Here is a 25864-nt window from a genome sequence, read left to right on the forward strand (position 1 = left end):
GGCGCAGCAACACAGGTCTTTCCCGCATGTCCTACCAGGTACTCGCGCGCAAGTGGCGCCCCCGCAAGTTCGCCGAACTGGTGGGCCAGGAGCACGTGGTGCGAGCGCTGACCAATGCGCTCGACACCGGCCGCATGCACCACGCCTACCTGTTCACCGGTACCCGGGGCGTGGGCAAGACCACCATCGCGCGCATCTTCGCCAAGTCGCTGAACTGCGAGCGTGGGGAATCGGCCGATCCCTGTGGCGAGTGCTCGGTCTGCACCGCGGTGGATGCCGGCCGCTTCGTCGACCTGCTGGAAATCGACGCAGCCAGCAACACCGGTGTGGACGACGTGCGCGAGGTGATCGAGAACGCGCAGTACGCGCCCTCGCGCGGTCGCTTCAAGGTGTACCTGGTCGACGAGGTGCACATGCTCTCCAAGCCGGCCTTCAATGCCCTGCTGAAGACGCTGGAGGAGCCGCCGCCGCACGTGAAGTTCCTGCTCGCCACCACCGACCCGCAGAAGCTGCCGGTGACGGTGCTGTCGCGCTGCCTGAAGTTCAATCTCAAGCGCCTGCTGCCCGAGCAGATCTCCGGGCAGATGCGGCATATCCTCGCCGCCGAGAACATCGCCTACGAGGACGCCGCCATCGTCGAGCTGGCGCGCGGCGCCGACGGCTCGCTGCGCGACGGCCTGTCGCTGCTCGACCAGGCGATCGCCTACGGCGGCGGCGCGCTGAAGGCCGACGACGTGCGTGCCATGCTCGGCAGTGTGGCGCGCGGCCAGGTACTGGGCCTGCTGCAGGCGCTGGCCGCGGGGCAGGGCGAGGCGCTGATGCTCGAATGTGCGCGGATTGCTTCGTACTCGCCGGATTTCGGCGGCGTGCTCGATGACGTGGCGGCCGTGCTGCATCGCATTCAGCTGATGCAGCTGGTGCCGGGCTACCAGGCCGAGGGCGACGAGGGGGCCTGCGAGGAACTGGCCGCGCTGGCGCAGCAGTTCGCTCCGGAGGACGTGCAGCTCTACTACCAGATCGCCACCACCGGCCGCCGCGACCTGCCGATGGCGCCCGATGCCCGCACCGGATTCGAGATGGCCGTGTTGCGGATGCTGGCATTCCGGCCGGGCGAGGTTGGCGATGCGCCGGCGACACGTTCGATGCCGGCTCGCGCGATGCCAGCCGCCGCCACGGTCTCCAGCCCGGGGCATCCGGCCCCCGAGCGTGCCTCGCCATCGGAGGTGGCCGCGGCGCCGCGGCCGCCCGCGCCGGCTCCCTCCGCGCCGGAGTCGCGTCGCGCCGTGCCGACGGATGCCCGCGGCCTGCCCGACTGGATCGCACTGATCGACCAGGCCGGGCTGCGTGGCCCGCTCGGCCAGCTGGCGCAGAATGCCGCGCTGCGCGACCGCGATGGCCAGACGCTGACCCTGGTGCTGCAGGAAGCGCACATGCACCTGGCCGTGGAGCCGATGGTCGGTCAGATGGAAGAGCGCGTCAGCGATGCGCTGGGCGAGCGCATCCGCCTGCGCTTCGTCAGCGACGCCCGCGCCGCCACCCAGACCCCGGCCGCCCGCGCCGCCGAGGCGCGCGATGCCGCCCATGCGCGCGCCGAGCAGTCCATCGCGGAAGATCCCCTGGTGCAGGCGCTCAAGCGCGATTTCGGCGCCCGCGTCGTACCGCAATCCATCAAGCCCGTGTCGGGCTGACCCCAAGAGCGACGGAGTACCCCCCATGAGAGGACAGATCGGCCAGCTGATGCAGCAGGCGCAGCGCATGCAGGAAGACATGAAGCGCGCGCAGGATGAACTGGCGAAGATGGAAGTCACCGGCAGCGCCGGTGGTGGCCTGGTCAGCGTGGTGATGACCGGTGCGCACGAGGTCCGCCGCGTGCAGATCGATCGCAAGCTGTTCGCCGACGACCCGGAGATCGCCGAGGACCTGGTGGCCGCGGCCGTGAACGATGCCGTGAACAAGGTGGCGGCGGCCAGCAAGGACCGGCTTGGTGGAGTCACCGCCGGCCTGAACCTGCCGCCCGGCTTCAAGATGCCGTTCTGAAAGCAGGAGTGAGTGTCGAGAAGTGAGGAGTGAGAGAGCGGTAATGCCCTCGACTCCCCGCTTTTCTCTCACTTCTCACTTCTCTCCCCCACTCCCCGCGCCCATGTCCTCCAGCTCCCCCCTCCTCGCCGAACTGATCGACGCCCTGCGCTGCCTCCCTGGCGTGGGCGCGAAGAGTGCCCAGCGCATGGCCTTCCATCTGCTGGAGCGCGAGCGTGAGCGCGGTCTGAAACTGGCCGGCGTACTGGAGCAGGCGATGCAGCGCATCGGCAATTGCAGCCGCTGCCGCAACTTCAGCGAGGAGCCGGTGTGTGCGCTGTGCGCCAGCTCCAGTCGCGACCGCCACGTGCTGTGCGTGGTCGAGTCGCCGACCGACCTGGCGGCGGTGGAGCAGGCGACCGGCTATCGCGGGCAGTACTTCGTGCTGCTTGGCCGGCTCTCGCCACTGGATGGCCTGGGCCCGCGGGAGCTCGGCCTGCACCTGTTGACCGAGCGGCTGGCCGAAGGCGAAGTGGAGGAGCTGATCCTCGCCACCAGTCCGACCGTGGAGGGCGAGGCGACCTCGCACTATCTGGTGCAGCTGGCACGGGCGGGCGGCGTGAAGGCCACACGTCTCGCCCATGGCGTACCGCTGGGTGGCGAACTGGAGTACGTCGATCGCGGCACGCTGGCTCACGCCTTCGGCAGCCGGCAGGCGGTGGAGTGAGGCGATGGAAGCGGAGCTTTCCCTGACGACTCCCGGCGAGGACGAGTACCGCGCACTGCGCGTCGCGGCCGGACTCAGCGCGATGAGTCCCGAAGGTGCGCGGCTGGGCCTGCCGGCCAGCTGGTGCTCGGTGTGCCTGCGCCACGAGGACGAACTGGTCGGCATGGGGCGCGTGGTAGGTGACGGCGGGCTGTTCCTGTTCGTCGTCGACATCGCGGTGACTCCGGCCTGGCAGGGCCGGGGGCTGGGACGGCGGATCATGCAGGCGCTGATGGACGAGGTGCACGCGCGCGCGCCGGCGCGCACCATGGTCGGCCTGATCGCCGACGGGACCGCGCACAGGCTTTACGAGAAATTCGGTTTCCGGCTCGTTGGGCCGGGAGCGCAAGGCATGCTGCTGCGTCTTTGAAACGAGAGGAACCAAGCCATGGGCGACACGATCTTCGGCAAGATCATCAAGCGCGAGATTCCCGCCGACATCGTCTACGAGGACGACGAGGTGCTCGCTTTCCGCGACCTCAATCCGCAGGCGCCGGTGCACGTGCTGTTCATCCCGAAGCGGGCCATCGCCACGCTCAACGACGCCACGCCCGATGACGCGGCCCTGCTCGGCAAGGTGCTGCTGGCCGCGGCGGACTACGCGAAGCAGGAGGGCTTTGCCGAGGACGGCTATCGCACGGTCGTCAACTGCAACACCCACGGTGGACAGACCGTCTACCACCTGCACGTGCACTTGCTGGCCGGCCGCCGGATGACCTGGCCGCCCGGCTGAGGTGCGCCGCCGCGAGCAACGAAAAACGCCGGCCAGGAGCCGGCGTTTTTCATGGGTGCGGGACGCTTACTTCTTTGGCGGCGGCGGGGGTGGCGCGGGCACCACGATCACCCGCGGCTGGTACCAGTACGGGTAGCCGAAGCCCGGTCCCCAGGGGCCCCAGAACGGGTCGTAGAAGCCCGGCGGGTACGGATAGTTCACGGTCACCGGACGACGCGGCCACAGGTACACCACGTCGGCTTCCACGCGCGGATAAGCGTAGTCGTAGTCACCCACCTTGCGGGTGACCATGCCGTGCACGGTACCGGTGACGGTCAATTCGCGACCCTTGGAGAACACTTCCGGATCGTAGAAGCCTGCATGGCAGGCGACGAAGCGGCCATCCTGCCTGTCGTCGCCCCGGCCAGCGCGCGGGCGGGCCTGCGAGTCGAGCGGATGGGCCAGCATGTAGAAGCAGGTCTCCTGCGGGCCGGGTTCGGTCTTGATGATCTCGCCGCCCCAGCGCACCTTGGTGCCGCCGGCTCCGCCCTGCTGGGCGTTGACTGTGCTGACGTCGGCGTAGGTGCCTTCCAGTGGCTTGGGCACGGTGGCGCAGCCGGCGAGCAAGGCGACGGCAGCGGCAAGCGTGAGCGTTCGATAGTGAGCCATGAGTCTCTCCAGCAGGGACGATGGACGTGCCATCGCGTCGATGTTTATTGGACCACGCGAGCGGCCCGAAAATCCCGCACCTTCCTGCGGAAGTCCCGCAGTGATTCATCGGCCGGTTCATCGCCGGCGTAGCGCAATTGCAGATACTGCTCCATCAGCGCTCGCAGCGCTTCGCGTTGCCCGGGCAGGGCGCGCGCGGCACGGCGCAGGTAGTGCTGCGGTCCTTCGCCGCGTCGCCGTGCCACACCCGCACGGGCGAGCTTGCGCTCGAGCCGGCGGAGCGCCGACAGCGCCGGGTCGATCCGCTGACGCCGCGCCATCGCCCACGCCAGCCCTATGCCGCCGAACAGCAAGCTGCCGGCCACCAGCAACCAGGCCAGCGTCTGGTTGTCGGTCTGCTCCACGCCGAATGGCGTGAGCAGGCCACGCTGGCGCAGTGCATCGAATCCGACAACGCCCTTGTCCCACCAGCGGTTGACGATGTCCCAGCGGTTGCGCAGGTTCTGCAGCCAGGCGTCCTGATACCACGGACGTTCTCCGCCACCGGCTGCCGCAGCGCCCAGGCTGACCCGCTCGGGGCGCACCGCGGCGGTGGGATCCACGCGGACCCAGCCGTGGCCTGTCATCCACACCTCGCTCCAGGCATGGGCGTCGGATTGCCGTACCAGCAGGTAGTTGCCCATGCGGTTCCAGAAGCCGCCCTGGTAGCCGGTGACCACCCGGGCCGGTACACCCGCGGCACGCATCAGCACGGTGAAGGCCGAGGCATAGTGCTCGCAGAAGCCCTCGCGGGTGGAGAACAGGAAGTCGTCCATGGCGTCGCGTCCCAGCGGTGCCGGGGTCAACGTGTAGCTGAATCCGCCGTCATGGAACAGGGCCAGTGCGGTACCGACGATCGCCGCCGTATCGCCGTGGAAGTGCTCGCGCCACTCGCGTCCCAGTGCCAGCGTGCGTGGATTGAGGCCTGCCGGGAGCTCCAGGGCGGGTGCCCGTTCCGGGCCGAGCGTGGCCCCTAACCGGTAGTGAAGCGCCGAGGTCAGCCGGTAACGCAGGAGGTCGTCGACGGGCTTTTCGCGGGTCAGGACGCGGCCTGCACGCAACATGGCGCCGTCCGGGACGCCCAGCGGCACCCCCAGCGCCGGAAGGACCCGCTGTCCGTTCGGCAGCAGCGTCACCGCGTAGCTGACGCGGTCCGTCGCGCCGACCGGTTCGGGCTTCGCGTAGGGGGCCGACGCCCGCCAAACCGTGCCGTCGTAATTCCACATCACGAAGGCACGGAAATACAGGTCGCCGCGCGGTGGCGGTGCCGTGTCGAAGCTGACGCGCATGGCCGGGCTGTCGTCGACCAGCAACCGGGTCATGTCGCCGGGCGACATTTCGCTGCTCAGCCCGGTGCGCGCCTGGTCGTCCTGTGGCGCTCCCCACAGCGGCGTACTGAGCCGGGGTACGACAGCAAAGGCGAACAGCGTCAGCGGCAGCGATACCGCCAGCAGGGTCAGCCCCGGCAGCAGCTGGCGCGACAGGGTGGCCGGGGCCTGGGCAGGTTCCAGCGAGCGCAGGGCGGCAAGCACCGGCAGCAGGCCGAGTGCCACGCCGAGCGTGGCTGCCAGTCCCTGGTCGAACAGCAGCGCGGCCATCAGCGCGAAGCAGGCGAAGGCGATGCCGACCCGGGCGTCGCGGGCCGTTTCGGTCTCCAGCAGTTTCAATACCAGCAGGCCGACCGCCAGCGATGCGCCCGGGGCGCGCCCGAACACGGTGCCATAGGTGGTGACGATGGCCAGCGTAAGCAGGGCGATCAGCGGCAGCTTGAGCCAGGCCGGTGTCTTCCCCGGGGCGCGGCGCCGCTGCCACCAGCGCAGCGCCAGCACGCTGCCGAGACCGAAGGTAAGCCACACCTGCAGGTGCGGGGCATGTACCGCGAGCACCATCAGCATGGTCAGCACGGTGAGGTCGAAGCTGCGTGGTGTCAGCAGCGGACCCTCGACGCGTCGACGCCAATGGACGCGCCAACTCATGGCAGCAGAGCCAGCGCGCTCATGCAGCGCGCATAGTGGTCGCCGCCGCTGTCGGTGGCGATCTCCAGCGTGGGCAGCCACAAGCCGTAGCGGCGCCGTTGTGCGTGGGCCTCGCCGACCCAGCGGGCCAGCCGGGCGATGCGCGCCTCGTTGTCGAGCGCGCCGAGTTCGCGCCAGTCCAGGCGCCATTCCTCGTGCGCACGGGGCTGCTCGAAATCCTTCACCAGCAGACCCTCGTGGCGGGCGCTGGCCTTCCACGCCACATGGCGCGGCGGATCGCCGGTGCGGTAATCGCGCAGGGCGGCGAGATCCTCGCCACGATGAAGCTGGCGCTCCGCGGCGTCGCTTTCCGGCAGGCGCGGCGGCGGGCCCTTGGCCTCCGGCTGTGGCCAGACCAGCACCGACTGCTCGGGATACAGCCAGCTCCAGGCGCGGAACATGCCCAGCGGCCAGGTGCTCCATACGCGCATTCGCGGCAACGGCTGCCAGCCGCGGCGGCCCGTGGGCAGCTGGAAGACCAGCTCGGCCTCGCCGGCGGCGGCGAGATGGAATGTCCGCGACTGGCCGGTCAGGTCCACACGGATCGACTCGCGCGCCCGGGCGGCGGCGAAAACCAGATGCAGGTCCAGCGGCTGTCCCGCGATGGCCTGGCCGGCACGCACCGATGCCAGGTTCAGGCCATCCAGCGCGCGGAAAGTCAGCAGCATGCTGGTCATGCTGGCCGCGCCGAGCAGGCAGGTGAGCAGCAGCGCGGCGTTGTTGGTGTAGTTGAGCGCGCCGACCAGCATCACCAGCAGCAGTACGCCGAAACCCAGACCGAAGCCGGTCGGGACGATATAGATGCGTCGTCGGTGCAGTTCGATCGGCAACGACTCCGCGCGCCGGTAGCGGGTGAGCGCAGGCAGGCGCCGTTCGGCCCACTGCTGCAGGCGTGCGAGCGGAGCCCGCATCAGTCCACCGCGACCTCGGCGAGCAGTTCGCGCGCCAGTGCCTCGCCGCTGCTGCCGCGGCTGGGCACCAGGCGGTGGCCGGCCAGCGGTACGAACAGCGCCTGCAGATCCTCCGGCAGCACATGCCCGCGCCCGCTCAGCAGCGCCCACGCCTTGGCCGCGGCCAGCAGCGAGAGGCCGGCCCGCGGCGAAAGGCCCACGCGGATCTCGCCGTGGCGGCGGCTCGCGGTCAGCAGCGCCTGCAGGTAGTCGAGCAGGGCGGTGCTGACGGTGATCGCCTGCGCACGATCGCACAGGGCGACCAGCCCTGCGGCATCGAGCTGCGGGGCGAGCCGGGCCAGCAGGTCCCGGCGATCAGCCCCGGACAGCAGCGCCCGTTCCGCGCCGGCGTCCGGATAGCCGAGCGAGATGCGCAGCATGAAGCGGTCCAGCTGCGAGTCGGGCAGGGCGAAGGTGCCGTGCAGGTCCAGCGGGTTCTGCGTGGCGACCACGTAGAACGGCTGCGGCAACGCGTGGGTCTGGCCGTCGACGGTAACCTGGCCCTCGGCCATCGCCTCGAGCAGCGCGCTCTGTGTCTTCGGCGTGGCGCGGTTGATCTCGTCGGCGAGCAGCAGCCCGGCGAAGATCGGCCCCGGGTGGAAGCGGAACTGCGATGTCTCGCGCTCGTAGACGCTCACGCCGATAATGTCCGACGGCAGCAGGTCGCTGGTGAACTGCACGCGCTGGAAGTCGAGCGAGAACGTGGCGGCCAGCGCATGGGCCAGCGTGGTCTTGCCCACGCCCGGCACATCCTCCAGCAGCAGGTGGCCACCGGCGAGCAGGCAGGTGAAGGCCTGCTTGACCTGGCGCGGCTTGCCGAGCAGCACCTGATTGACCTGCGCCAGCGCCGCTTCCAGGCGCTGCATCAGCGGATCGTCGCGGAGGGGAGTGGCAGACATGGCGATGGGTGGTTTCCTTGCGGCTGGCTGCGCCGTGGCGCATGCGTGACCGGATCAGTGTAGTGGTGCCTGTCGCGCGCTGGCGAGCCGCTTTCCTCACGGTTTTCACCGTGCAGTTCGCCATCAAGGCGTGGCTGGTGGCCACGCTGGAGCCATTCACCGACGAGGCCTTCTACTGGCTGGAAAGCCGGCATCCGGCATGGGGTTACAGCGATTTGCCGCCCCTCACGGCGTGGCTGATCCGGGGCGGTGAGGCGGTTGCCGGACACGGGGTGATCGGCATGCGCTGGCCGTTCCTGGTGCTCGGCGCGGCGCTGCCGTGGATCGTGGTGCGTTTCGCGCGCGAGGCGTTCGATCCGCGCACCGGCTGGCAGGCCGGACTGCTCTGCCTGATGCTGCCGCTGGCCGGCACGCTGGGCGTGCTGGCGGTACCCGATGTCCCGCTGACGGTGGCGATCATGCTGGCCGTGCTCGCGTTGCTGCGGGTGGCGGCGAAGGATCGCTTGCGCGACTGGCTGCTGCTCGGCGGTTCTCTCGCACTGGCGTGGGCGACCCATTACCGCGCGGCGATGCCCATGCTCGTCGGGTTGCTGCTTATGCTGGGCGCTCCGCGTGGACGGGCGCTCTGGCGCCGTCCGGGGCTGTGGCTGGCCATGGCGGTGGCGGTCATGGGTCTGGTGCCGCTGGTGATATCGAACTGGCACCAGCACGGCGCGGGTCTCGCCTTTCAGCTGGTCGATCGCAACCCCTGGCGATTCCGTGCCGGCGCGCTGGTGCAGCCGCTCGAGCAGGCGCTGGCCTGCACTCCGCTGTTGTACGCCATGCTGCTCTGGACCGGCTGGCGTGCCTGGCGTCGTCGCGGGGAGGGGGCGCCATGGGATGTGATCGCTTTCGTCTCGATCGGCTTTCTCGCCCTGTATTTCCTCCTCGGCCTGTTTGCCGACGACGTGCGCTTCCGTGCGCACTGGCCGTTGCCGGGCTACCTGCCATTGCTGGCGGCGCTGCCGGCCCTGGTGGCGGCAAAGACGGGGACGTCGGCCCGTCGTTGGCTGGGGGGAGCGGTGTTCGTGGCTGTGCTCGGGCAGGGCCTGGGCCTGGTCTGGCTCGGCATGGCGGCGACGCCGGGGGGCGCCACGCGGCTGGCGGATCTCAAGGCGTTTCCCTATGCCTTTGTCGGCTGGCGCGAGGCGGCAGCGCGGGTCGAGCCGCTGCGGCATGAAGGCGTGCTGGTGGCGGACAATTTCGCCCTGGCTGCCGAGCTGGCGTTCGCCCTGGATGACCGGCGACCGGTGTACAGCCTGGACAGCCCGTTGAACGTCAAGCACGGCCGCGCTCCACAACTGGCTCTTTGGCATCTGGACGAGGCGGGCCTGCAGGCGGCGCACGCCGGCGAGCCGATGCTGCTGGCGGTGGAGGAAACCGCACAGGGCGAACGCGAGCGCTCTGCCTGGCTGGGCACGATCTGCCGTCGCATCGATGCGCCGAGGGCGGTGACGCGCGTGTCGCTCTACGACGGACGCAAACGGGTGGCCCTGTATCTGGGGACGGTGCCGCTGAGCATGCCGGCGACCGTCGCAGCCACGCCCGTCGAGCGTGGGGCGTGTCCGATCTGGCTGGCGGCCCATGCGGCCGACAGCCCTCGTTGATCTCAGGGGATGGTGTGGCCAGCCTGGCGCAGCAGGCGTGCGAGCGCGATCAGCGGCAGTCCGACGAGCGCCGTGGGATCGTCCGTCTCGATGCGTTCGAACAGGCTGATGCCCAGCCCCTCGCACTTGAAGCTGCCAGCGCAGTCCAGCGGCTGTTCGCGTGCGACGTAGCGCTCGATCTCGCGGTCCGAAAGAGGGCGGAACACGGCACGGGTAACGTCCACGTGCACATGTTCCGCACCGTCGCGAGCATCGAGCAGGCACAGCGCGGTGTGGAATTGCACGGTGCGGCCGGACGAGCGCCGCAACTGTTCCCGTGCGCCCTCGGCCGTGCCCGGCTTGTCCAGGGCGAAACCATCCAGTTCGGCGACCTGGTCGGAGCCGATCACCAGCGCCCCCGGATGCCTGGCGGCCACCGCCCCGGCCTTGGCGATCGCCAGCCGGAGTGCGCGGGCGGCGGGCAGCTCGTCGGGCAGGTGGCCCTCGTCGGTACCGGGGGCGTCCTGGACGAAGTCTTCGCACACACGACGCAGCAGGTCGGCCCGGTAGCGCGAGGTCGAGCCGAGCACCAGCGGCGGCGTCACGCGCCCGGTCCCCGGTGGATGTGTTCGCGCATCGCACTGTCCAGGTCCTGCTGGGCCTGGCTCAGCGCTTCGAGCAGGGGGCGCAGGCGACCGCGGGTGTCGCGCATCGACTGGGCCGTGGCCTCCAATTGCTGCTCGCTGGCCTCGCTGGCGCAATCGCGGATCCACAGCCGCTGCTGCAGCAGCGCCCGCAGTCCGGCGTCGATCGCCTGGCGGGCATCCTTCTCGCTTGGTTGCGGGCTGTCGGGGTTGAGCGACATCACCGAGTGGGCTTTCTGCAGTCCGGTGCGGCAGGTCTTCAGATCGCCTTCCAGTCGATCGGCGAGGTCGAGCAGGGTCTGCAGATTTTCGTGGTGCCGCCGTTCGCGCTGTCGCTGGCGCAGCAGCAGGACCACCACGACAATGGTCAGTCCGAGCAGGGCCGCGCCGCCCGCTATCATCATTTCGGGAGTCACTGGGGGCGTTCGCCGCAAGAAAATCGGGCGACCAGTCTGCCTGAACCGGCACTTTGCAGGCAAAATGCACGCCTTGCCGCCAAGTGGACGCCGGTTTCATGCGTGGTTGACTTGGACCGCCGCCAAACCGATAATTTCGCGATTATGTCCGTGACACTGCCAGAGTCCGTGGACGCTTGGCGCATGGTTTCGGCGCGGCGTTCCTTCGCGGGAACGCTTCCGGTGGCCTCGATGCCCCGCCTCTGCGGGATGCTCGCAGGCGATGCGGGGGAGGTTGCCTACGAGCTGGAGTTCGGCCGCGACGACCTCGGCATGGCTTATCTCGACGTTCGTGCGGATGCGCCGCTGACAGTCACTTGCCAGCGATCGCTTGAGCCGTTCGTGCTGCCGGTGTCGATCAGCAGCAGGCTGGGATTGATCCGCTCGGAGCGCGAGGAGTCCGGGTTGTCGCCCGAGTCCGAGCCGCTGCTGGTGGAAGAGGATGGCAAGCTGGCCATGGCCGATGTCATCGAAGACGAGCTGTTGTTGGCGCTGCCGCTGGTGCCGGTCAATCCGGACAGCGCGTTGCCAGAAGAATTCACCCGTCCGCCGTCGGAATCCGAAGCCGGCGACGAACATACCGAAAACCCGTTCGCGGTGTTGCGCGAACTGAAGAAATAACCCGCTAGCTACAAGCGATTACGTTGGAGATCCGCCATGGCCGTTGCCAAGAGCCGCAAGACCCCGTCCACCCGCGGCATGCGTCGTTCGCACGACAAGCTGAAGACCGTGCAGCTGTCGACCGACCCGACCAGCGGTGAAGTGCACCTGCGCCATCACGTGACCGCCGACGGTTACTACCGCGGCAAGAAGGTGATCGACACCGCCACGGCGGTGGTCGAAGAGGATTGATCGGTCCCGCAAGGGATTCCGGTGGCAAAGCGGCGCGGTGACGCGCCGCTTTGCTTTTGCGCGCGCGCGAACGTACCTTTCCCGGCTTCGGTGCGGTTGCGACATCCAGAGGGGATGCGCGACGCCCGATCGACCGCACTGACTGGATAGTGGAATGACCCCGATCTACTCCCGCATCACCGGTACCGGCAGCGCCCTGCCGGAGCGCATCCTTACCAATGCCGACCTGGAAAAGCTGGTCGAGACCAGCGACGAGTGGATCCAGACCCGTACCGGCATCCGTCAGCGCCACGTCGCCGCCGAGGGCGAGACCACTGGCGACCTCGCCACGCTGGCTGCGCAGCGCGCGCTGGAGGCGGCCGGCGTCAAGGCGTCCGAGATCGACCTGATCGTGCTCGGTACCACCACGCCGGACATCATCTTTCCCTCGACCGCCTGCCTCGTGCAGCATCGCCTGGGCGCGAACGGTTGCGCGGCATTCGATGTCAACGCGGCCTGCTCGGGCTTCATGTACGCGCTGGGTGTGGCCGACAAGTTCATCAAGAGCGGCCAGTCGAAGAAGGTGCTGGTGATCGGCGCCGAGACGCTGACCCGCATGGTCGACTGGACCGAGCGCGAGACCTGCGTGCTGTTCGGCGACGGCGCGGGTGCCGTGGTGCTTGAGGCTTCCAGCGAGCCGGGCATCTACGCCACCTGTCTGCATGCCGACGGCGGCCACAAGGAGCTTCTGTACAACCCGGTCGGCGTGTCGGCCGGTTTCACCGATGAGCCGAACCACGGCGTGCGCATCCGCATGGCCGGGCGCGAAGTGTTCAAGGTCGCGGTCAAGACGCTCGACTCGCTGGTCGACGAGACGCTGCAGGCCGCCGGCATGCAGGAATCGGATATCGACTGGCTGATCCCGCACCAGGCCAATCTGCGCATCATCGAGGCGACCGCCAAGCGGCTGAAGATGTCGATGGACCGCGTGGTGGTCACCGTGGACAAGCACGCCAATACTTCGTCCGGCTCGGTGCCACTGGCGCTGGACTACGCCGTGCGTTCGGGCAAGGTGCAGCGCGGTCAGAACCTGCTGCTCGAGGCATTCGGCGGCGGCTTCACCTGGGCTTCGGCACTGCTGCGCTACTGAGCCGGTCCGGAACCCCGCTTCGCATGGGCCGCCCTCCGGGGCGGCTTTTGCGCTCTACGGCACGTAACGTCGCGATACGGCTGCGTACGTCATCGATTGCTGGCAACATGCCGCTTTTACCTCGACGGTTTTCCAATCCATGACTGCTTCCGCTTCCTCGCTGGCCTTCGTGTTTCCCGGACAGGGCTCCCAGTCGGTCGGCATGCTGGCCGAGCTGGCCGAGTTGCATCCGGAAGTGCAGGCCACCTTCGAGGAGGCCTCCGAGGGGGCCGGCGTGGATCTATGGGCGCTGAGCCAGCAGGGGCCGGAGGAACAGCTCAACCGCACCGAGTACACCCAGCCTGCGCTGCTGGCCGCGAGCATCGCGGTGTGGCGCGTCTGGATGGCCCGGGGCGGCGCCATGCCGGCCCAACTGGCCGGCCACAGCCTGGGCGAGTACAGCGCGCTGGTCGCTGCCGGATCGATCGCCCTGGTCGACGCGGCGCACCTGGTGCGCATTCGCGGGCAGGCCATGCAGGATGCCGCCCCGGCGGGCACCGGCGCGATGGCCGCCGTGCTCGGCGCCGAGGATGCCGTGGTCCAGCAGGCATGCCAAGACGCCTCCGGTGTGCACGTGGTGGTCCCGGCCAATTTCAATTCGCCCGGTCAGGTGGTGATCGGTGGCCACCTCCAGGCGGTGGACAAGGCGCTGGTGCTGCTGGCCGAGCGCGGTGTGCGCAAGGCGATCAAGCTGCCGGTGAGCGTGCCGTCGCATACGCCCTTGATGCGCGAAGCCGCCAATCGGCTGGCCGAGGCGATGACCGCCTACGCGTGGCGCGAGCCGTCGATCCCGGTCGTGCAGAACGTGGACGCCCGGGTGCATGAGGGCGTCGATTCGATCCGCGAGGCGCTGGTCAGCCAGCTCTACCAGCCGGTGCGCTGGACCCAGTGCGTGCAGGCCCTGGCCGCCGGCGGCGCCACCCGTTTTGCCGAGTGCGGTCCGGGCAAGGTGCTGGCCGGGCTGGCCAAGCGTATCGACAAGAGCCTGGATGCACGCGCCCTGGGTACTCCGGGTGATCTCGAAGCCGCCCGCACCGAGTGGGCCTGAGCCCTTTCGATCACGAACCGCAAGGACACATGCATGAACGACGTACTCAAGGGTGAGGTTGCCCTCGTCACCGGGGCCAGTCGCGGCATCGGTGCGGCCATCGCCGACGAGCTGGCGGCGATGGGCGCTACCGTGATCGGCACCGCCACCAGCGAGGCCGGCGCTACCGCCATCGGCGAGCGGCTGGCTGCCAACGGTGGCCATGGCCGCAAGCTCGATGTCACCGACGGGGTGGCGGTCACGGCGCTGATCGACGCCATCGGCAAGGAGTTCGGCCCGGTCTCGATCCTGGTCAACAACGCCGGCATCACCCGCGACCAGTTGCTGATGCGCATGAGCGACGAGGACTGGCAGGCGATCCTGGACACCAACCTGTCCTCGGTCTATCGCACCTCCAAGGCGGTGATGCGCGGGATGATGAAGGCGCGCAAGGGTCGCATCATCTCGATCGCCTCGGTGGTCGGCGTGACCGGTAATCCGGGCCAGGCGAACTACGCGGCGGCCAAGGCCGGCATCATTGCGTTTTCCAAGTCGCTGGCGCGCGAGATCGGCAGCCGCGGCATCACCGTGAACGTCGTGGCGCCGGGCTTCATCGATACCGACATGACCCGCGCCCTCAGCGAGGAGCAGCGTGGCGCGCTGGTCGGCCAGATCGCGCTGGGCCGGCTTGGCGAGGCGGTGGACATCGCAAAAGCGGTGGGTTTCCTGGCCTCGCCCGCAGCGGCCTACATCACCGGCGAGACGCTGCACGTCAACGGCGGGATGTACATGCCCTGAGTTTCCGGGGCGGGGTGCGAGCCCTGTCCCATGCCATTTGGCCGGTTGTCGCCAGCAGACGTTTTTTGGGCGACAATGGCCACTTCGCGCCGGCCGGCTGGCCAGCGTTGCTCCACTGTCCGCGACAAGGCGGCCGGCTCCCAAGGGGGCCGCGCAGCGCCAGACGCGGGCCTCTGCCGGAACAAGCCGGCGCAGCACGAAAATTTCTCCTTGGGAGGTTTTGCAACATGAGCACCATCGAAGAACGCGTCAAGAAAATCGTCATCGAGCAGCTGGGCGTGAAGGAAGATGAAGTCACGGCGAACGCTTCGTTCGTGGACGATCTGGGCGCGGACTCGCTGGACACGGTCGAGCTGGTGATGGCCCTCGAAGAAGAGTTCGAGACCGAGATTCCTGACGAGGAAGCCGAGAAGATCACCACCGTGCAGCAGGCCGTCGATTACATCAAGGCCCATTCCAAGGAGTAATCGCGACGCGGGGGAGTGCCGCTGCGGTGGCGCCGATCTCTCCGCGTTCCGATCACGAAAGCTGCGCCGCACCGGCGCAGTTTTCGTTTCCGCATTTCGTAACCTGCGACCGCGTATGGTTCGCGCGGCCTCAGTGTAAGGAACAGACGCATGAGCAAACGACGCGTGGTAGTGACCGGCATGGGCATCGTCTCGCCGGTCGGCAACGACATCGCCACCGCCTGGAAGAACGTGCTCGAGGGCAACACCGGCATTGGCCCGGTCACCGCCTTCGATGCCTCCGCCTATGCCACTCGCATTGCCGGCGAGGTCCGTGACTTCGATCCGGTCGAGGCCTACTTCGTCGGCTCCGACGCCCCGGACGACGAGCGGCGTGCGATCGCCAAGGACTTCAAGCGGATGGATCCGTTCATCCACTACGGCATCGTGGCCGGTACGCATGCGTTCCGTCAGTCCGGCCTGGTCGTCACCGACGAGAACGCCGGGCGCATCGGTATCGCGGCGGGCGCCGGCATCGGCGGCCTGCATACGATCGAGGGCACGACGCTGGAGCTGGCCGAAAAGGGGCCGCGCAAGGTGTCGCCGTTCTACGTGCCCAGTTCGATCATCAACATGGTCGCCGGCAACCTGTCGATCTACCACGGCATGAAGGGACCCAACATTGCGCTGGTGTCGGCCTGCACCACGGCCGCGCACAACATCGGCATGGCGATGCGGCTGATCCAGTACGGCGACGCCGATGCGATGCTGGCCGGCGGTGCCGAGTTCGCCACCACGCCGACGGCGATGGCGGGCTTCTGCTCGGCCAAGGCGATGTCCACCCGCAACGACGACCCGGCGCACGCCAGCCGTCCCTGGGACACCGGTCGCGACGGCTTCCTGCTGTCCAACGGCGCGGGCATGCTGATGCTCGAGGAGTACGAGTTCGCCAAGGCGCGCGGTGCCACCATCCTGGCCGAGATCATCGGCTTCGGCATGAGCGGCGATGCGTTCCACATCACCGCACCGAGCGGCGACGGCGCCGAGCTGGCAATGCGCAATGCGCTGCACGACGCCGGTCTGAAACCGGAGGAAGTGCAGTACGTCAACGCGCACGGTACCTCGACCCCGGTCGGCGACCTGGGCGAGGCGAAGGCGATCCGCAACGTGTTCGGCGAGCACGCCACGCATAAGGGCAGGTTCGCGGTCAGCTCCACCAAGTCGGTCACCGGTCACCTGCTCGGTGCGGCCGGAGGCGTCGAGGCGATCTTCTCGATCATGGCGCTGCGCGACGGCGTGATGCCGCCGACGATGAACCTCGAGAACGTCGATCCCGAGGTCGAGGCGCTGGGCATGGACCTGGTGCCGAACCAGGCGGAAAAGGCCGATCTCAACGTGGCGATGTCCAACTCGTTCGGCTTCGGCGGGACCAACGGCACGCTGGTCTTCCGTCGCGTCTGAGCGACGGATGGACGGCCATCGCCGCACCCTTGGCGGCCGGCGCGACTTGCTCGCGCCGGCCGCGTCGTTTCCCGGGCGCTATCCGGGCCTGTTGCAGAGCGTGGTCTCCGGCACGCCGCAGGCGCGTCGCGACCTGCTGTTCGCTACGACCGGCGAATCCATTGCGCTGCACGCCGACGGCATCGTCCGCGACGAGTCGGGCCGCGCGTTGCCTGGCCGCTTCCTCGAGCTGCTCGATGCGCGCTGGAGCGAGCATCGGGTCGACCAGTCCACTGACGACACACTGCCGTTTCGCGGCGGCTGGCTGCTGTTTTTCGGTTACGAGCTGGCCGGCGAGATCGAGCTCCGCCTGCGCCTGCATCCGCATGCCGTGCTGCCGGTCGCTCTGGCGCTGCGCTGCCCGGCGGCGGCGATCGTCGATCACGCGCGCGGCGTGACCGAGCTGGTCGCCGAGCCGGGGCATGAGGCCCTGCTCGAACGGATCGCGGTCGACCTCGATGCGGCAGCATGCTGGACGGGTATGGCCGCGCCGCTGGCGATCGAGGAGGACGATCCACAGCGTTTCCTCGATGGCGTGGCGCGCATTCACGAGCACCTCCGCGCAGGCGACATCTTCCAGGTGAACCTGTCGCGTGCCTGGTGTGCGCGCTATGCCACGGCCCCTTCGCCGGCCGCGCTTTACGACGCGCTGCGGCGGGCCAACCCTGCGCCGTTCGCCGGCCTGCTGCAGCAGCCTGGCTGGTCGATCGCCAGCTCATCGCCGGAGCGGCTGGTCGAGTCGCGCGCCGGCCTGGCGCAGACCCGGCCGATCGCCGGCACGCGGCCGCGCCTGCCCGGTGAGGACGAGGCCGCACGCATCCGCGAACTCAGTGGTCATCCGAAGGAGCGCGCCGAGCACGTGATGCTGATCGACCTGGAGCGCAACGATCTCGGTCGTGTCTGCGTGCCGGGCACGGTCGAAGTGGACGAGCTGATGGTGGTCGAGAGCTACGCTCACGTGCATCACATCGTCTCCAACGTGCGGGGCCGGTTGCGGCCGGGCGTCACGCCGGGCGAGCTGATCGCCGCCACCTTTCCCGGTGGCACCATCACCGGCTGTCCCAAGGTACGCTGCATGGAGATCATCGCGGCGCTGGAGCAGGCCCCACGTGCGGCCTACACCGGCGCACTGGGCTACCTGGACCGGTCCGGCGACATGGATATCAACATCCTGATCCGCACGCTGACCCAGGTCGGCGATGAGGTGAGCCTGCGCGCCGGGGCAGGCATTGTCGCCGACTCGATTGCCGCGAGCGAACTGGAGGAAACCCGCGCCAAGGCACGCGGGCTGCTGCGCGCGCTTCGGGCTGCCGACGCATGACCGTGCGCATGCTTGTCGACGGCCGGCCGGGCGACACCGTGTCTGCCCAGGACCGAGGACTCAGCTACGGCGACGGGCTGTTCGAGACGGTGAGCGTGATCGGTGGCCGCGCGCCGTTGTGGTCCAGGCACATGGCGCGGCTGGCCGAGGGCGGTCGCCGTCTGGCCATCCCGTTGCCGGATGCCGAGGTGCTGGCGAGCGAGGTGCTCGCCGTCGCGGCCGGGATGGCTGCCGCCGTGGTACGTATCACCGTTACCCGGGGTGTCGGCCCGCGTGGCTACGCGCCGCCGGTGGCGTCGATGCCTACCCGCATCGTTGCGGCCTTTCCGGCGCCGGACCTGCACCTGGCAAGCGAAGGCGTGCGCCTGCGCGTGTGCGACCTGCGCCTGGCCGAACAGCCGGCTTTGGCCGGCCTCAAGCACCTCAATCGCCTCGAGCAGGTGCTGGCCCGGGCCGAATGGGCCGATCCGTCGATCCACGATGGACTGCTGCTCGATGTCGCCGGTCGCGTCACATGCACCACCATGGCGAACGTGTTCGCGGTGATCGACGGCGCCCTCGTCACGCCCTTGCTTGCTCGTTGCGGGGTGGCCGGCGTCGCCCGCGCCGAAGTGCTGGCGACGATTCGGACGGCGCAGGTGCGTGATCTGGTGCTGGATGAACTGCTTCGTGCCGACGAGCTCTTCCTCACATCCAGCGTTCGCGGCATCCTGCCGGTTCAGGCCGTCGGCGATAAGGTCTTTGCCCCCGGCCCCGTGGCGCGCGCGATGCAGCGACATTGGCGCGGGCTGGGTTTTCCATTGGAGTTGGCATGAGTCGTTTTCTGGTGCGTGGCCGTGCGGCGTGGCGGGCGCTGATCCTCCTGTTGCTGCTGGCAGCGGTCGCCGCGGCGTGGCTGTGGCGTGACCTCGACCGCTTCGGTCGGACGCCGTTGGACATCGCTTCCGCCGGGCAGACGATCGATGTCGCCCGCGGCACCGGCTTCAAGCAGATCGTCGACGAGCTGCGCAGCCGGGGACTGAGTCATGCCGCGCCACTGTACTGGCGTGCGCTGGCCGAGCAGATGCACGTGGCTGGCCGCCTGCATGCGGGCGAATACGCGCTGGTACCCGGCCTCACGCCGCGTTCGCTGCTGGAGAACATGGCTGCTGGCCGCGTGCTGCAGCACGATTTCACCATCATCGATGGCTGGACCTTTGCCGAGCTGCGGGCCGCGCTGGACAAGGCCTCGTCGCTGCGACACCTGACCCGGGGCATGGACAACGCGACGATCATGCAGAAGATCGGCGCGCCCGGGGAAATGCCCGAAGGCCGCTTCCTGCCGGAAACCTACGCCTACGTGAAGGGCGACAGCGACCTCGACGTGCTCAAGCGTGCCTATGCCGCCATGCACAAGACGCTCGACGCGCTGTGGCCCGGGCGCGATCAGGGGTTGCCGCTGGCCACGCCCTACGATGCGCTGATCCTGGCGTCCATCGTCGAAAAGGAAACCGGCCGCGCCGACGAGCGCAAGCGCATCGCCGGGGTGTTCGTGCGCCGGCTCGAACACCACATGCTGCTGCAGACCGACCCCAGCGTGATCTACGGCATGGGGGCGAGCTATACCGGCAACATCCACAAGCGCGACCTGACCACCGACACTCCCTACAACACCTACACCCGCCCGGGCCTGCCGCCCACTCCGATCGCCCTGCCGGGCAAGCCGGCGATCGAGGCCGCGTTGCACCCCGCATCCGGCGACGAGCTGTATTTCGTGGCCAAGGGCGACGGTACGCACGTGTTCGCCAGGACGCTGGCCGAGCACGACCGCAACGTCGACTGCTACCAGCTCAAGCGGTGCCACTGACGATGCGCGGTGTGTTCATAAGCCTGGAAGGAGGCGAGGGGGCCGGCAAGAGCACGTTGCTGGCCGGTCTGCGCGATCACCTGGTGGGGCAAGGCATCGATCTGGTGCAGACGCGCGAACCGGGCGGCACGCCGCTGGGCGAGGCGCTGCGGGCGATCCTGCTGGATCCGACCATGCGCGGGATGAGCGCGGAGAGCGAGCTGCTGATGATGTTCGCCTCGCGCGCCCAATTGGTGCGCGAATGCATCGCACCGGCACTGGCAGCCGGCCGCTGGGTGCTGTGCGACCGCTTCGCCGATGCCAGCTATGCCTACCAGGGAGGCGGTCGTGGTCAGCCTATGGAACGCATCGCCGCGCTTGAGGCCTGGGCCTGCGCCGGGATCGCTCCCGATCTGACCCTGCTGCTCGACCTGCCGGTGGCCGATGGTCGTGCGCGGGCGGCCGGTCGCGGTGCGGCTGACCGCATCGAGGGCGAGGCCGATGCGTTCTTCGAGCGCGTGCGCAAGGCCTATCGCGCGCGCGCGATGGCCGAGCCGGTACGCTTCCGCGTGCTCGACGCCAGCGGGACACCGGAACAGGTGCTGGCTGAGGCGATCGCGGCGGTGACTCCGCTGCTGGAGCGTGACCGATGAGCGCGATGCCCTGGCTGGACGACGCCTGGCGCCGGTTGCAGGCGCGCCGCGAGCGCGGAGCGCTGCCCCACGCGCTGCTGATCTGCGGACCCGAGGGTCTCGGCAAGCGCGACTTCGCCGCACGATTCGTCCGTGGGCTGTTGTGCCAGCAGCCGGAGCTGGGTGAGGCCTGCGGGCACTGTCGCAGTTGCGTGCTGCTGGATGCGGGAACGCACCCGGATCGCGTCGCGGTGGGCTACGGCCTGCGCAAGGACGGCGTGCAGCGCAGCGAGATCGTGATCGACCAGATCCGCGAGCTGTCCGCCCGCCTGGCCATGGCCAGCCAGTTCGGCGGCTGGCAGGTCGCGACCATTGATCCGGCCGACGCACTGAATGCCGCGGCGGCCAACGCGTTGCTCAAGACGCTGGAGGAGCCGGCGGCACAGACCATGCTGGTGCTGGTGGCCGATGCGCCATGGCGTCTGCCGCAGACGATCCGCAGTCGTTGCCAGCGGATCGAGTTCCACCTGCCCGAGCCGGCCCAGGCGTTGGCCTGGTTGCAGGCCCGGGGGGTGGTCGATCCCGCTTCGGCGCTGCGGGCGGCCGGCGGCAATCCCGGCCTGGCCCGGCGTTGGGCGGAGGAGGGGGCGCTGGATCGTCGCAGCGAAGTGCGTCGCGACCTTGCGGCCCTGGCCGCCGGCCGCGGTGAGGCTGCCGATGTGGTCCGGCGCTGGCTGGACAGCGAACCCGCCCAGCGGGTCTGGTTCGCGGCCCAGGCCGTCGCCGACGAGAGCCGTGCGCGGGCCGCCGGCGAGGCCGGGCCGCTGGCCAGCGGCATGGACACGGCGGCGCTGGGCGAATGGTACGACCGCGCCAACCGCACGCGCGACTCGCTGCGCGGTCCGCTGCGCGGCGACCTGGCTCTGCTGGAGCTGCTGGCCCGCTGGCGCTGAGCGCGGCCCGGGCAGCGATCGAACATGGAAACCCTGTTGGCGCGCACGCGGCTGCTGGTGGTCGCTCCCCATCCGGACGACGAGACGCTGGCGACCGGCATCCTGATCCAGCGGGTACTCGCGGCCGGCGGCGCGGTGCACGTATTGCTGCTCACCGATGGCGACAACAATCCGTGGCCGCAGCGTCGGCTGGAGCGGCGGCTGTGGGTCGGGCGGCGGGCACGGGCGCACTGGGCCCTTCGCCGGCGCGGCGAATTCATGGGGGCGCTCGACGAGCTGGGTGTGCCCGCTTCGGACATCACGGCGATGGGGTGGCCCGATCAGGGGCTCACCGGGCTGATCGCCATCGATGCGGCCGCCCGTGTCGAGGCGCTGGATGCGGTCGTCGCTCGGGTGCGGCCCACCCTCGTGGCGATGCCGGCACTGGACGACCGGCACCCGGACCATGGGGCAGCTCATGTGCTCATGCGGCTGGCACTGGAGCGGAGGGCCGAGTTGCCGGCGATCTGGCTCTACCGGGTGCACGGTGGCACGCGAAGGGTGCGCCCATCGTTGGCCTGCGTCGCCGACGCTCCAACCTGGGCGCGCAAGCGCTCCGCGCTCGCGCGGCATGCCAGCCAGCTGGTGCTGAGCCGGCGCCGCATGGAGCGGCTGGCCGCCCGTACCGAACGATTCGAAGTGCTGTCGACGGAATCGCTTCCGCGGGAACTGCCCTGGTTGCCGAGCTGGCCGCTGCGGACCTGTCTGCGGCTGACCGCGGCCACGGCCGGTGCCGGCATCGCTTGGCGGTGGATGCGCGCCCCGCTCCAGCGCCTGCCTGGCGCCACCTTCCGGCTGGCCGAGGGTGTATTGCCAGCCGGGGAGGGGGCGCTATTCGTCAAACTCGAGCTCACGCTGCCCTCGGTCTGGATTTACGATCACTGGGGCTGGTGCGAACTGCGCCGCTAACCGGCCAATCGTGCTTTGCGCAAGCCTGTGCGCATCGCTAGGATTCGGTATCCGATGCGCTCGCGGATAGTCCGCCAGGAGCACGCATGAACCCCGTTGTCGCCCGTCAGGGCATCATCTCGCTGAAGATCAAGGACATCCCGACGCTGTATAGCGCCTACATGCCGTTTCTGAAGAACGGTGGGCTGTTCGCGGCGACCACGCAGCGCTACGCGCTGGGCGACGAGGTGGTGCTGCTGCTCAGCCTGATCGACGAGAGCGAACGCATTTCGGTGGCCGGCAAGGTGGTGTGGATCAGTCCGGTCGGCGCGCAGGGCAACCGCCCGGCGGGCATCGGCGTGCACTTCAACGAGTCCAGTGACGGCGAGGTGGCGCGCCAGCGCATCGAGAACCTGCTCGCCGGCATGACCGCCTCGGACCGCGTGACCAGCACGATGTAGCGCGACGGCGCGCTCGCCGATCGCGCGCCGCTTTCGAAAGTCTGTTCGAAAGCGGCCGAATACTTGTCGTGTCACCTGCCCTCGCTGGTACAATGGCGCGATCCCCGAACCAGACCGTGGTCAATCGGACGCTCGCAAACGGACCGTGAGCGATGGTAATGGCGCCCCGGGCGTCCATTGCTTTCCGCTGATCACTTCCGGACCGTCCTCTTCACGGTCACTGATGCGCCTGCGGGCGCGGAGGTACGCTGCATCGTGCTTGCCGAATACTGGCCCATCCTCCTTTTCATCGGCGTCGCCACCGGGCTCGGCCTGGTGCTGCTCGCCCTCGGCCTGCTCGCCGGCCCGCGCCGTCCCGAATCGGAGAAGCTCTCGCCCTACGAGTGCGGCTTCGAGGCGTTCGAGGACGCGCGCATGCGCTTCGACGTGCGCTACTACCTGCTGGCCATCCTGTTCATCATCTTCGACCTGGAAATCGCCTTCCTCTTCCCGTGGGCGGTGGTGTTCAAGTCGATCGGCCTGACCGCGCTCATCGAGATGGCGCTGTTCCTGCTGCTGCTGGTGATCGGTTTCGCCTACGTCTGGAAGAAGGGAGCACTGGAATGGGAGTGATGTCTTCCATCGACCGGGTGATGCACAACCCGCAGCCGCTGAACCTGGTGGACGACATCCTGCGTCCGGCCGGGGACAACCCGGTGATCCAGCGCGGCTTCGTCACCACCAGCGTCGATGCGCTGATGAACTGGGCGCGCACCGGCTCGATGTGGCCGATGACCTTCGGTCTGGCCTGCTGCGCGGTGGAGATGATGCACGCCGGCGCGGCGCGACTGGACCTAGACCGCTACGGCGTGATCTTCCGCCCGTCGCCGCGCCAGTCCGACGTGATGATCGTCGCCGGCACCCTGGTCAACAAGATGGCCCCCGCGCTGCGCAAGGTCTACGACCAGATGCCCGACCCGAAGTGGGTCATCTCGATGGGCAGCTGCGCCAATGGCGGCGGCTACTACCACTACTCCTACTCGGTGGTGCGCGGTTGCGACCGCGTCGTGCCGGTGGACATCTACGTGCCGGGCTGTCCGCCGACGGCCGAGGCGCTGATCCACGGCATCCTGCAGTTGCAGAAGAAGATCCGCCGCACCAGCACCATCGCGCGTTCCTGAAGGCGTCCGTACCATGACTGATACGCAAGACACCTCGCTCGCCGGCCGCCTTGCTGCGCGCTTTGGCGACACGCTGGCGATCCGCGTCGAGCGCAACGAGACCATCGCCGAGGTGCGTCCGGCCGACCTGATCGCCGTGGCCACCGCGCTGCGCGACGAGGCGCCGTTCCGCTTCGGTCAGCTGATCGACCTGTGCGGCATCGATTATCTCGGCTATGGCCAGAGCGAGTGGGAAACCAATACCGCCGGCGGTGAGGGTTTCTCGCGCGGCGTGGAAGGGGAGGCCATGGGGCGTTTCGCCTGGGCCAACCGTCCGCGTGCCGGACATGATCCTCGCCGTTTCGCCGCGGTGATGCAGCTGCTTTCGATCGAGCACAACCACCGTCTGCGCCTGCGTGTGTTCTGCGAAGACGACACGCTGCCGGTGATGCCGTCGGTCACCGGCATCTGGGCGGGTTCCAACTGGTTCGAGCGCGAGGCGTTCGACCTGTACGGCATCCTGTTCGAAGGGCATCCGGACCTGCGCCGCATCCTCACCGACTACGGCTTCGTTGGTCACCCGTTCCGCAAGGACTTTCCGCTGATCGGCAACGTCGAAGTGCGTTACGACGCCGAGCAGAAGCGCGTGGTGTACGAGCCGGTATCGATCGAGCCGCGCGTGCTAGTGCCGCGCACCATCCGCGACGACGCGGACCTTTTGCAGGCCCAGGCCGAGGCCGCCGACGACTGGCGCAGGAACTGACATGGCCCAGGAAATCCGCAACTACACGATGAACTTCGGCCCGCAGCATCCCGCTGCGCACGGCGTGCTGCGTCTGGTGCTGGAGATGGACGGCGAGACCATCGTCCGTGCCGATCCGCACGTGGGCCTGCTCCACCGCGGTACCGAGAAGCTGGCCGAGTCCAAGCCGTTCAATCAGTCGATCGGCTACATGGACCGCCTCGACTACGTGTCGATGATGTGCAACGAGCACGCCTATGTGCGCGCCATCGAGAACCTGATGGGGATCGAGGCACCGGAGCGTGCGCAGTACATCCGCACCATGTTCGACGAGATCACCCGCATCCTGAACCACCTGATGTGGATCGGTTCGAATGCGCTCGATCTCGGCGCGATGGCGGTGTTCCTGTACGCCTTCCGCGAGCGCGAAGAGCTGATGGACTGCTACGAGGCAGTCTCCGGCGCGCGCATGCATGCCACCTACTACCGCCCCGGCGGCGTCTACCGCGACCTGCCGGCGCAGATGCCGCAGTACCGCGAGTCGCCGTGGCACAAGGGCAAGGACCTCAAGCGCCTGAACAGCTGGCGCGAGGGTTCGATGCTCGACTTCCTCGATGCGTTCACCGCGGACTTCCCGTCCAAGGTCGACGAGTACGAGGAACTGCTGACCAACAACCGCATCTGGAAGCAGCGCACCGTCGGCATCGGCGTGGTGTCGCCGGAGCTGGCCCAGCAGTGGGGCATGACCGGCGCCATGCTGCGCGGCTCGGGCGTGGCCTGGGACCTGCGCAAGAAGCAGCCCTACGCCAAGTACGCCGAGATGGATTTCGACATCCCGCTGGGCGTCAACGGCGACTGCTACGACCGCTACCTGGTGCGCGTGGAAGAAATGCGCCAGTCCAACCGCATCATCCAGCAGTGCGTGAAGTGGCTGCGTGCCAACCCCGGCCCGGTGATGCTGAAGAACTTCAAGGTGGCGCCGCCGTCCCGTGTCGAGATGAAGGACGACATGGAAGCGCTGATCCACCACTTCAAATTGTTCACCGAGGGCTATGGCGTGCCGGCCGGCGAGACCTATGCCGCGGTCGAGGCGCCCAAGGGCGAGTTCGGCTGCTACCTGGTCTCCGATGGCGCCAACAAGCCGTTCCGCGTGCACCTGCGTGCACCGGGCTTCGCCCACCTGTCGTCGATCGACACCGTCGTCAGTGGCCACATGCTGGCCGACGTGGTGGCGATGATCGGCACCTACGACCTCGTGTTCGGCGAAGTCGATCGCTGAGCGC

General features: G+C 68.7%; 30 protein-coding genes. 24 read left to right on the forward strand and 6 right to left on the reverse strand.

Translation table 11 applies throughout. The annotated features are described in order from the left end of the window. Window positions 1-26 precede the first annotated feature (26 nt). The 5 genes from dnaX (at window position 27) to NC595_RS18005 (ending at window position 3515) form a co-directional block, all read left to right on the forward strand. Complete coding sequence (gene dnaX, locus NC595_RS17985) at window positions 27-1688, forward strand: DNA polymerase III subunit gamma/tau (protein WP_253568726.1); 1662 nt, start codon at window positions 27-29, stop codon at window positions 1686-1688. Between the two features lie 25 nt (window positions 1689-1713). Continuing rightward, a complete protein-coding gene (locus NC595_RS17990) occupies window positions 1714-2037 on the forward strand; it encodes a YbaB/EbfC family nucleoid-associated protein (protein ID WP_253568727.1) in 324 nt (107 codons plus the stop codon). A 103-nt stretch (window positions 2038-2140) separates the two neighbouring features. Next, window positions 2141-2743 (forward strand): recombination mediator RecR, encoded by a 603-nt coding sequence (recR, locus tag NC595_RS17995; protein ID WP_253568729.1) that lies wholly within the window; start codon window positions 2141-2143, stop codon window positions 2741-2743. A gap of 4 nt (window positions 2744-2747) precedes the next feature. Beyond that, complete coding sequence (locus NC595_RS18000) at window positions 2748-3152, forward strand: GNAT family N-acetyltransferase (RefSeq protein WP_253568730.1); 405 nt, start codon at window positions 2748-2750, stop codon at window positions 3150-3152. Between the two features lie 18 nt (window positions 3153-3170). After that, window positions 3171-3515, forward strand: coding sequence for a histidine triad nucleotide-binding protein (locus tag NC595_RS18005; RefSeq protein WP_253568731.1), 345 nt, complete (start codon window positions 3171-3173; stop codon window positions 3513-3515). Between the two features lie 66 nt (window positions 3516-3581). Here the strand turns inward: NC595_RS18005 and NC595_RS18010 are convergent, their stop codons facing one another. From NC595_RS18010 to NC595_RS18025, 4 genes are read right to left on the reverse strand one after another with little or no spacing between them, the layout of a single operon-like run. Continuing rightward, complete coding sequence (locus NC595_RS18010) at window positions 3582-4163, reverse strand: Slp family lipoprotein (RefSeq protein ID WP_063670310.1); 582 nt, start codon at window positions 4161-4163, stop codon at window positions 3582-3584. 44 nt (window positions 4164-4207) lie between these two features. After that, window positions 4208-6178 carry a transglutaminase TgpA family protein gene (locus NC595_RS18015; RefSeq protein WP_253568732.1) on the reverse strand — a complete coding sequence of 657 codons (1971 nt, stop codon included), beginning with the start codon at window positions 6176-6178 and terminating at the stop codon, window positions 4208-4210. Next, a complete protein-coding gene (locus tag NC595_RS18020; RefSeq protein WP_253568733.1) occupies window positions 6175-7128 on the reverse strand; it encodes a DUF58 domain-containing protein in 954 nt (317 codons plus the stop codon). Before NC595_RS18020 ends, NC595_RS18015 begins: the two co-directional genes overlap by 4 nt. After that, window positions 7128-8066, reverse strand: a complete 939-nt coding sequence (locus tag NC595_RS18025; RefSeq protein ID WP_253568734.1) for an AAA family ATPase — start codon at window positions 8064-8066, stop codon at window positions 7128-7130. The genes NC595_RS18020 and NC595_RS18025 overlap by 1 nt, the downstream gene beginning before the upstream one ends. Window positions 8067-8176: 110 nt before the next feature. Here NC595_RS18025 and NC595_RS18030 point away from each other — a divergent pair, with 110 nt between their 5' ends. Then, entirely contained in the window at window positions 8177-9712 is a 1536-nt protein-coding gene (locus NC595_RS18030) for an ArnT family glycosyltransferase (RefSeq protein WP_253568735.1), read from the forward strand. A 2-nt stretch (window positions 9713-9714) separates the two neighbouring features. Here NC595_RS18030 and NC595_RS18035 read toward each other — a convergent pair whose 3' ends face one another. Then, window positions 9715-10296, reverse strand: a complete 582-nt coding sequence (locus NC595_RS18035) for a Maf family protein (protein ID WP_253568736.1) — start codon at window positions 10294-10296, stop codon at window positions 9715-9717. After that, window positions 10293-10556 carry a hypothetical protein gene (locus NC595_RS18040; protein ID WP_253568737.1) on the reverse strand — a complete coding sequence of 88 codons (264 nt, stop codon included), beginning with the start codon at window positions 10554-10556 and terminating at the stop codon, window positions 10293-10295. Before NC595_RS18040 ends, NC595_RS18035 begins: the two co-directional genes overlap by 4 nt. A 6-nt stretch (window positions 10557-10562) precedes the next feature. Between NC595_RS18040 and NC595_RS20590 the strand changes: the two genes are divergently transcribed. The 18 genes from NC595_RS20590 (at window position 10563) to NC595_RS18130 (ending at window position 25860) form a co-directional block, all read left to right on the forward strand. After that, window positions 10563-11411, forward strand: coding sequence for a YceD family protein (locus NC595_RS20590; protein WP_425493170.1), 849 nt, complete (start codon window positions 10563-10565; stop codon window positions 11409-11411). A gap of 36 nt (window positions 11412-11447) precedes the next feature. Next, window positions 11448-11642, forward strand: coding sequence for a 50S ribosomal protein L32 (gene rpmF / locus NC595_RS18050; RefSeq protein WP_017462269.1), 195 nt, complete (start codon window positions 11448-11450; stop codon window positions 11640-11642). Window positions 11643-11796: 154 nt separating this feature from the next. Further along, complete coding sequence (locus tag NC595_RS18055; RefSeq protein ID WP_253568738.1) at window positions 11797-12771, forward strand: beta-ketoacyl-ACP synthase III; 975 nt, start codon at window positions 11797-11799, stop codon at window positions 12769-12771. Between the two features lie 139 nt (window positions 12772-12910). Continuing rightward, entirely contained in the window at window positions 12911-13858 is a 948-nt protein-coding gene (gene fabD, locus NC595_RS18060) for an ACP S-malonyltransferase (RefSeq protein ID WP_253568739.1), read from the forward strand. Between the two features lie 33 nt (window positions 13859-13891). Next, complete coding sequence (gene fabG, locus NC595_RS18065; protein WP_253568741.1) at window positions 13892-14635, forward strand: 3-oxoacyl-ACP reductase FabG; 744 nt, start codon at window positions 13892-13894, stop codon at window positions 14633-14635. A gap of 227 nt (window positions 14636-14862) precedes the next feature. Continuing rightward, complete coding sequence (gene acpP, locus NC595_RS18070) at window positions 14863-15102, forward strand: acyl carrier protein (RefSeq protein WP_017462265.1); 240 nt, start codon at window positions 14863-14865, stop codon at window positions 15100-15102. Window positions 15103-15252: 150 nt separating this feature from the next. Then, window positions 15253-16542, forward strand: a complete 1290-nt coding sequence (gene fabF, locus NC595_RS18075; protein ID WP_253568742.1) for a beta-ketoacyl-ACP synthase II — start codon at window positions 15253-15255, stop codon at window positions 16540-16542. Between the two features lie 7 nt (window positions 16543-16549). After that, window positions 16550-17902, forward strand: a complete 1353-nt coding sequence (locus NC595_RS18080) for an aminodeoxychorismate synthase component I (protein ID WP_253568744.1) — start codon at window positions 16550-16552, stop codon at window positions 17900-17902. Beyond that, window positions 17899-18717 carry an aminodeoxychorismate lyase gene (gene pabC, locus NC595_RS18085; protein ID WP_253568746.1) on the forward strand — a complete coding sequence of 273 codons (819 nt, stop codon included), beginning with the start codon at window positions 17899-17901 and terminating at the stop codon, window positions 18715-18717. Before NC595_RS18080 ends, pabC begins: the two co-directional genes overlap by 4 nt. Next, a complete protein-coding gene (mltG, locus tag NC595_RS18090) occupies window positions 18714-19748 on the forward strand; it encodes an endolytic transglycosylase MltG (RefSeq protein ID WP_253568747.1) in 1035 nt (344 codons plus the stop codon). The genes pabC and mltG overlap by 4 nt, the downstream gene beginning before the upstream one ends. Before the next feature lie 2 nt (window positions 19749-19750). After that, on the forward strand, window positions 19751-20380 hold the full coding sequence (tmk, locus tag NC595_RS18095) for a dTMP kinase (RefSeq protein ID WP_253568748.1): 630 nt from the start codon (window positions 19751-19753) through the stop codon (window positions 20378-20380). Then, window positions 20377-21312: a DNA polymerase III subunit delta' gene (holB, locus tag NC595_RS18100; protein WP_253568749.1), complete on the forward strand. Its 936-nt coding sequence runs from the start codon at window positions 20377-20379 to the stop codon at window positions 21310-21312. Before tmk ends, holB begins: the two co-directional genes overlap by 4 nt. Before the next feature lie 24 nt (window positions 21313-21336). Further along, a complete protein-coding gene (locus tag NC595_RS18105; protein WP_253568750.1) occupies window positions 21337-22260 on the forward strand; it encodes a PIG-L deacetylase family protein in 924 nt (307 codons plus the stop codon). Between the two features lie 86 nt (window positions 22261-22346). Beyond that, entirely contained in the window at window positions 22347-22700 is a 354-nt protein-coding gene (locus tag NC595_RS18110; protein ID WP_017462257.1) for a PilZ domain-containing protein, read from the forward strand. Between the two features lie 255 nt (window positions 22701-22955). Further along, complete coding sequence (locus NC595_RS18115) at window positions 22956-23312, forward strand: NADH-quinone oxidoreductase subunit A (RefSeq protein ID WP_017462256.1); 357 nt, start codon at window positions 22956-22958, stop codon at window positions 23310-23312. Continuing rightward, window positions 23303-23860 carry a NuoB/complex I 20 kDa subunit family protein gene (locus tag NC595_RS18120; RefSeq protein WP_026107339.1) on the forward strand — a complete coding sequence of 186 codons (558 nt, stop codon included), beginning with the start codon at window positions 23303-23305 and terminating at the stop codon, window positions 23858-23860. Before NC595_RS18115 ends, NC595_RS18120 begins: the two co-directional genes overlap by 10 nt. Before the next feature lie 13 nt (window positions 23861-23873). Continuing rightward, window positions 23874-24602 (forward strand): NADH-quinone oxidoreductase subunit C, encoded by a 729-nt coding sequence (locus tag NC595_RS18125; protein WP_017462254.1) that lies wholly within the window; start codon window positions 23874-23876, stop codon window positions 24600-24602. A 1-nt stretch (window position 24603) separates the two neighbouring features. Further along, window positions 24604-25860 (forward strand): NADH-quinone oxidoreductase subunit D, encoded by a 1257-nt coding sequence (locus NC595_RS18130; RefSeq protein WP_253568752.1) that lies wholly within the window; start codon window positions 24604-24606, stop codon window positions 25858-25860. Window positions 25861-25864: the final 4 nt, after the last annotated feature.

The sequence above is a fragment of the Dyella lutea genome, from assembly GCF_024158035.1.
Lineage (GTDB): Bacteria > Pseudomonadota > Gammaproteobacteria > Xanthomonadales > Rhodanobacteraceae > Dyella_A > Dyella_A lutea.

Bases quoted from the DNA above. Each gene is read 5' to 3' on its own strand.
- dnaX (WP_253568726.1), top strand. From the start codon at position 27: ATGTCCTACCAGGTACTCGCGCGCAAGTGGCGCCCCCGCAAGTTCGCC.
- NC595_RS17990 (WP_253568727.1), top strand. From the start codon at position 1,714: ATGAGAGGACAGATCGGCCAGCTGATGCAGCAGGCGCAGCGCATGCAG.
- recR (WP_253568729.1), top strand. From the start codon at position 2,141: ATGTCCTCCAGCTCCCCCCTCCTCGCCGAACTGATCGACGCCCTGCGC.
- NC595_RS18000 (WP_253568730.1), top strand. From the start codon at position 2,748: ATGGAAGCGGAGCTTTCCCTGACGACTCCCGGCGAGGACGAGTACCGC.
- NC595_RS18005 (WP_253568731.1), top strand. From the start codon at position 3,171: ATGGGCGACACGATCTTCGGCAAGATCATCAAGCGCGAGATTCCCGCC.
- NC595_RS18010 (WP_063670310.1), bottom strand. From the start codon at position 4,163: ATGGCTCACTATCGAACGCTCACGCTTGCCGCTGCCGTCGCCTTGCTC.
- NC595_RS18015 (WP_253568732.1), bottom strand. From the start codon at position 6,178: ATGAGTTGGCGCGTCCATTGGCGTCGACGCGTCGAGGGTCCGCTGCTG.
- NC595_RS18020 (WP_253568733.1), bottom strand. From the start codon at position 7,128: ATGCGGGCTCCGCTCGCACGCCTGCAGCAGTGGGCCGAACGGCGCCTG.
- NC595_RS18025 (WP_253568734.1), bottom strand. From the start codon at position 8,066: ATGTCTGCCACTCCCCTCCGCGACGATCCGCTGATGCAGCGCCTGGAA.
- NC595_RS18040 (WP_253568737.1), bottom strand. From the start codon at position 10,556: ATGTCGCTCAACCCCGACAGCCCGCAACCAAGCGAGAAGGATGCCCGC.
- rpmF (WP_017462269.1), top strand. From the start codon at position 11,448: ATGGCCGTTGCCAAGAGCCGCAAGACCCCGTCCACCCGCGGCATGCGT.
- NC595_RS18055 (WP_253568738.1), top strand. From the start codon at position 11,797: ATGACCCCGATCTACTCCCGCATCACCGGTACCGGCAGCGCCCTGCCG.
- fabD (WP_253568739.1), top strand. From the start codon at position 12,911: ATGACTGCTTCCGCTTCCTCGCTGGCCTTCGTGTTTCCCGGACAGGGC.
- fabG (WP_253568741.1), top strand. From the start codon at position 13,892: ATGAACGACGTACTCAAGGGTGAGGTTGCCCTCGTCACCGGGGCCAGT.
- acpP (WP_017462265.1), top strand. From the start codon at position 14,863: ATGAGCACCATCGAAGAACGCGTCAAGAAAATCGTCATCGAGCAGCTG.
- fabF (WP_253568742.1), top strand. From the start codon at position 15,253: ATGAGCAAACGACGCGTGGTAGTGACCGGCATGGGCATCGTCTCGCCG.
- NC595_RS18080 (WP_253568744.1), top strand. From the start codon at position 16,550: ATGGACGGCCATCGCCGCACCCTTGGCGGCCGGCGCGACTTGCTCGCG.
- pabC (WP_253568746.1), top strand. From the start codon at position 17,899: ATGACCGTGCGCATGCTTGTCGACGGCCGGCCGGGCGACACCGTGTCT.
- mltG (WP_253568747.1), top strand. From the start codon at position 18,714: ATGAGTCGTTTTCTGGTGCGTGGCCGTGCGGCGTGGCGGGCGCTGATC.
- tmk (WP_253568748.1), top strand. From the start codon at position 19,751: ATGCGCGGTGTGTTCATAAGCCTGGAAGGAGGCGAGGGGGCCGGCAAG.
- holB (WP_253568749.1), top strand. From the start codon at position 20,377: ATGAGCGCGATGCCCTGGCTGGACGACGCCTGGCGCCGGTTGCAGGCG.
- NC595_RS18105 (WP_253568750.1), top strand. From the start codon at position 21,337: ATGGAAACCCTGTTGGCGCGCACGCGGCTGCTGGTGGTCGCTCCCCAT.
- NC595_RS18110 (WP_017462257.1), top strand. From the start codon at position 22,347: ATGAACCCCGTTGTCGCCCGTCAGGGCATCATCTCGCTGAAGATCAAG.
- NC595_RS18120 (WP_026107339.1), top strand. From the start codon at position 23,303: ATGGGAGTGATGTCTTCCATCGACCGGGTGATGCACAACCCGCAGCCG.
- NC595_RS18125 (WP_017462254.1), top strand. From the start codon at position 23,874: ATGACTGATACGCAAGACACCTCGCTCGCCGGCCGCCTTGCTGCGCGC.
- NC595_RS18130 (WP_253568752.1), top strand. From the start codon at position 24,604: ATGGCCCAGGAAATCCGCAACTACACGATGAACTTCGGCCCGCAGCAT.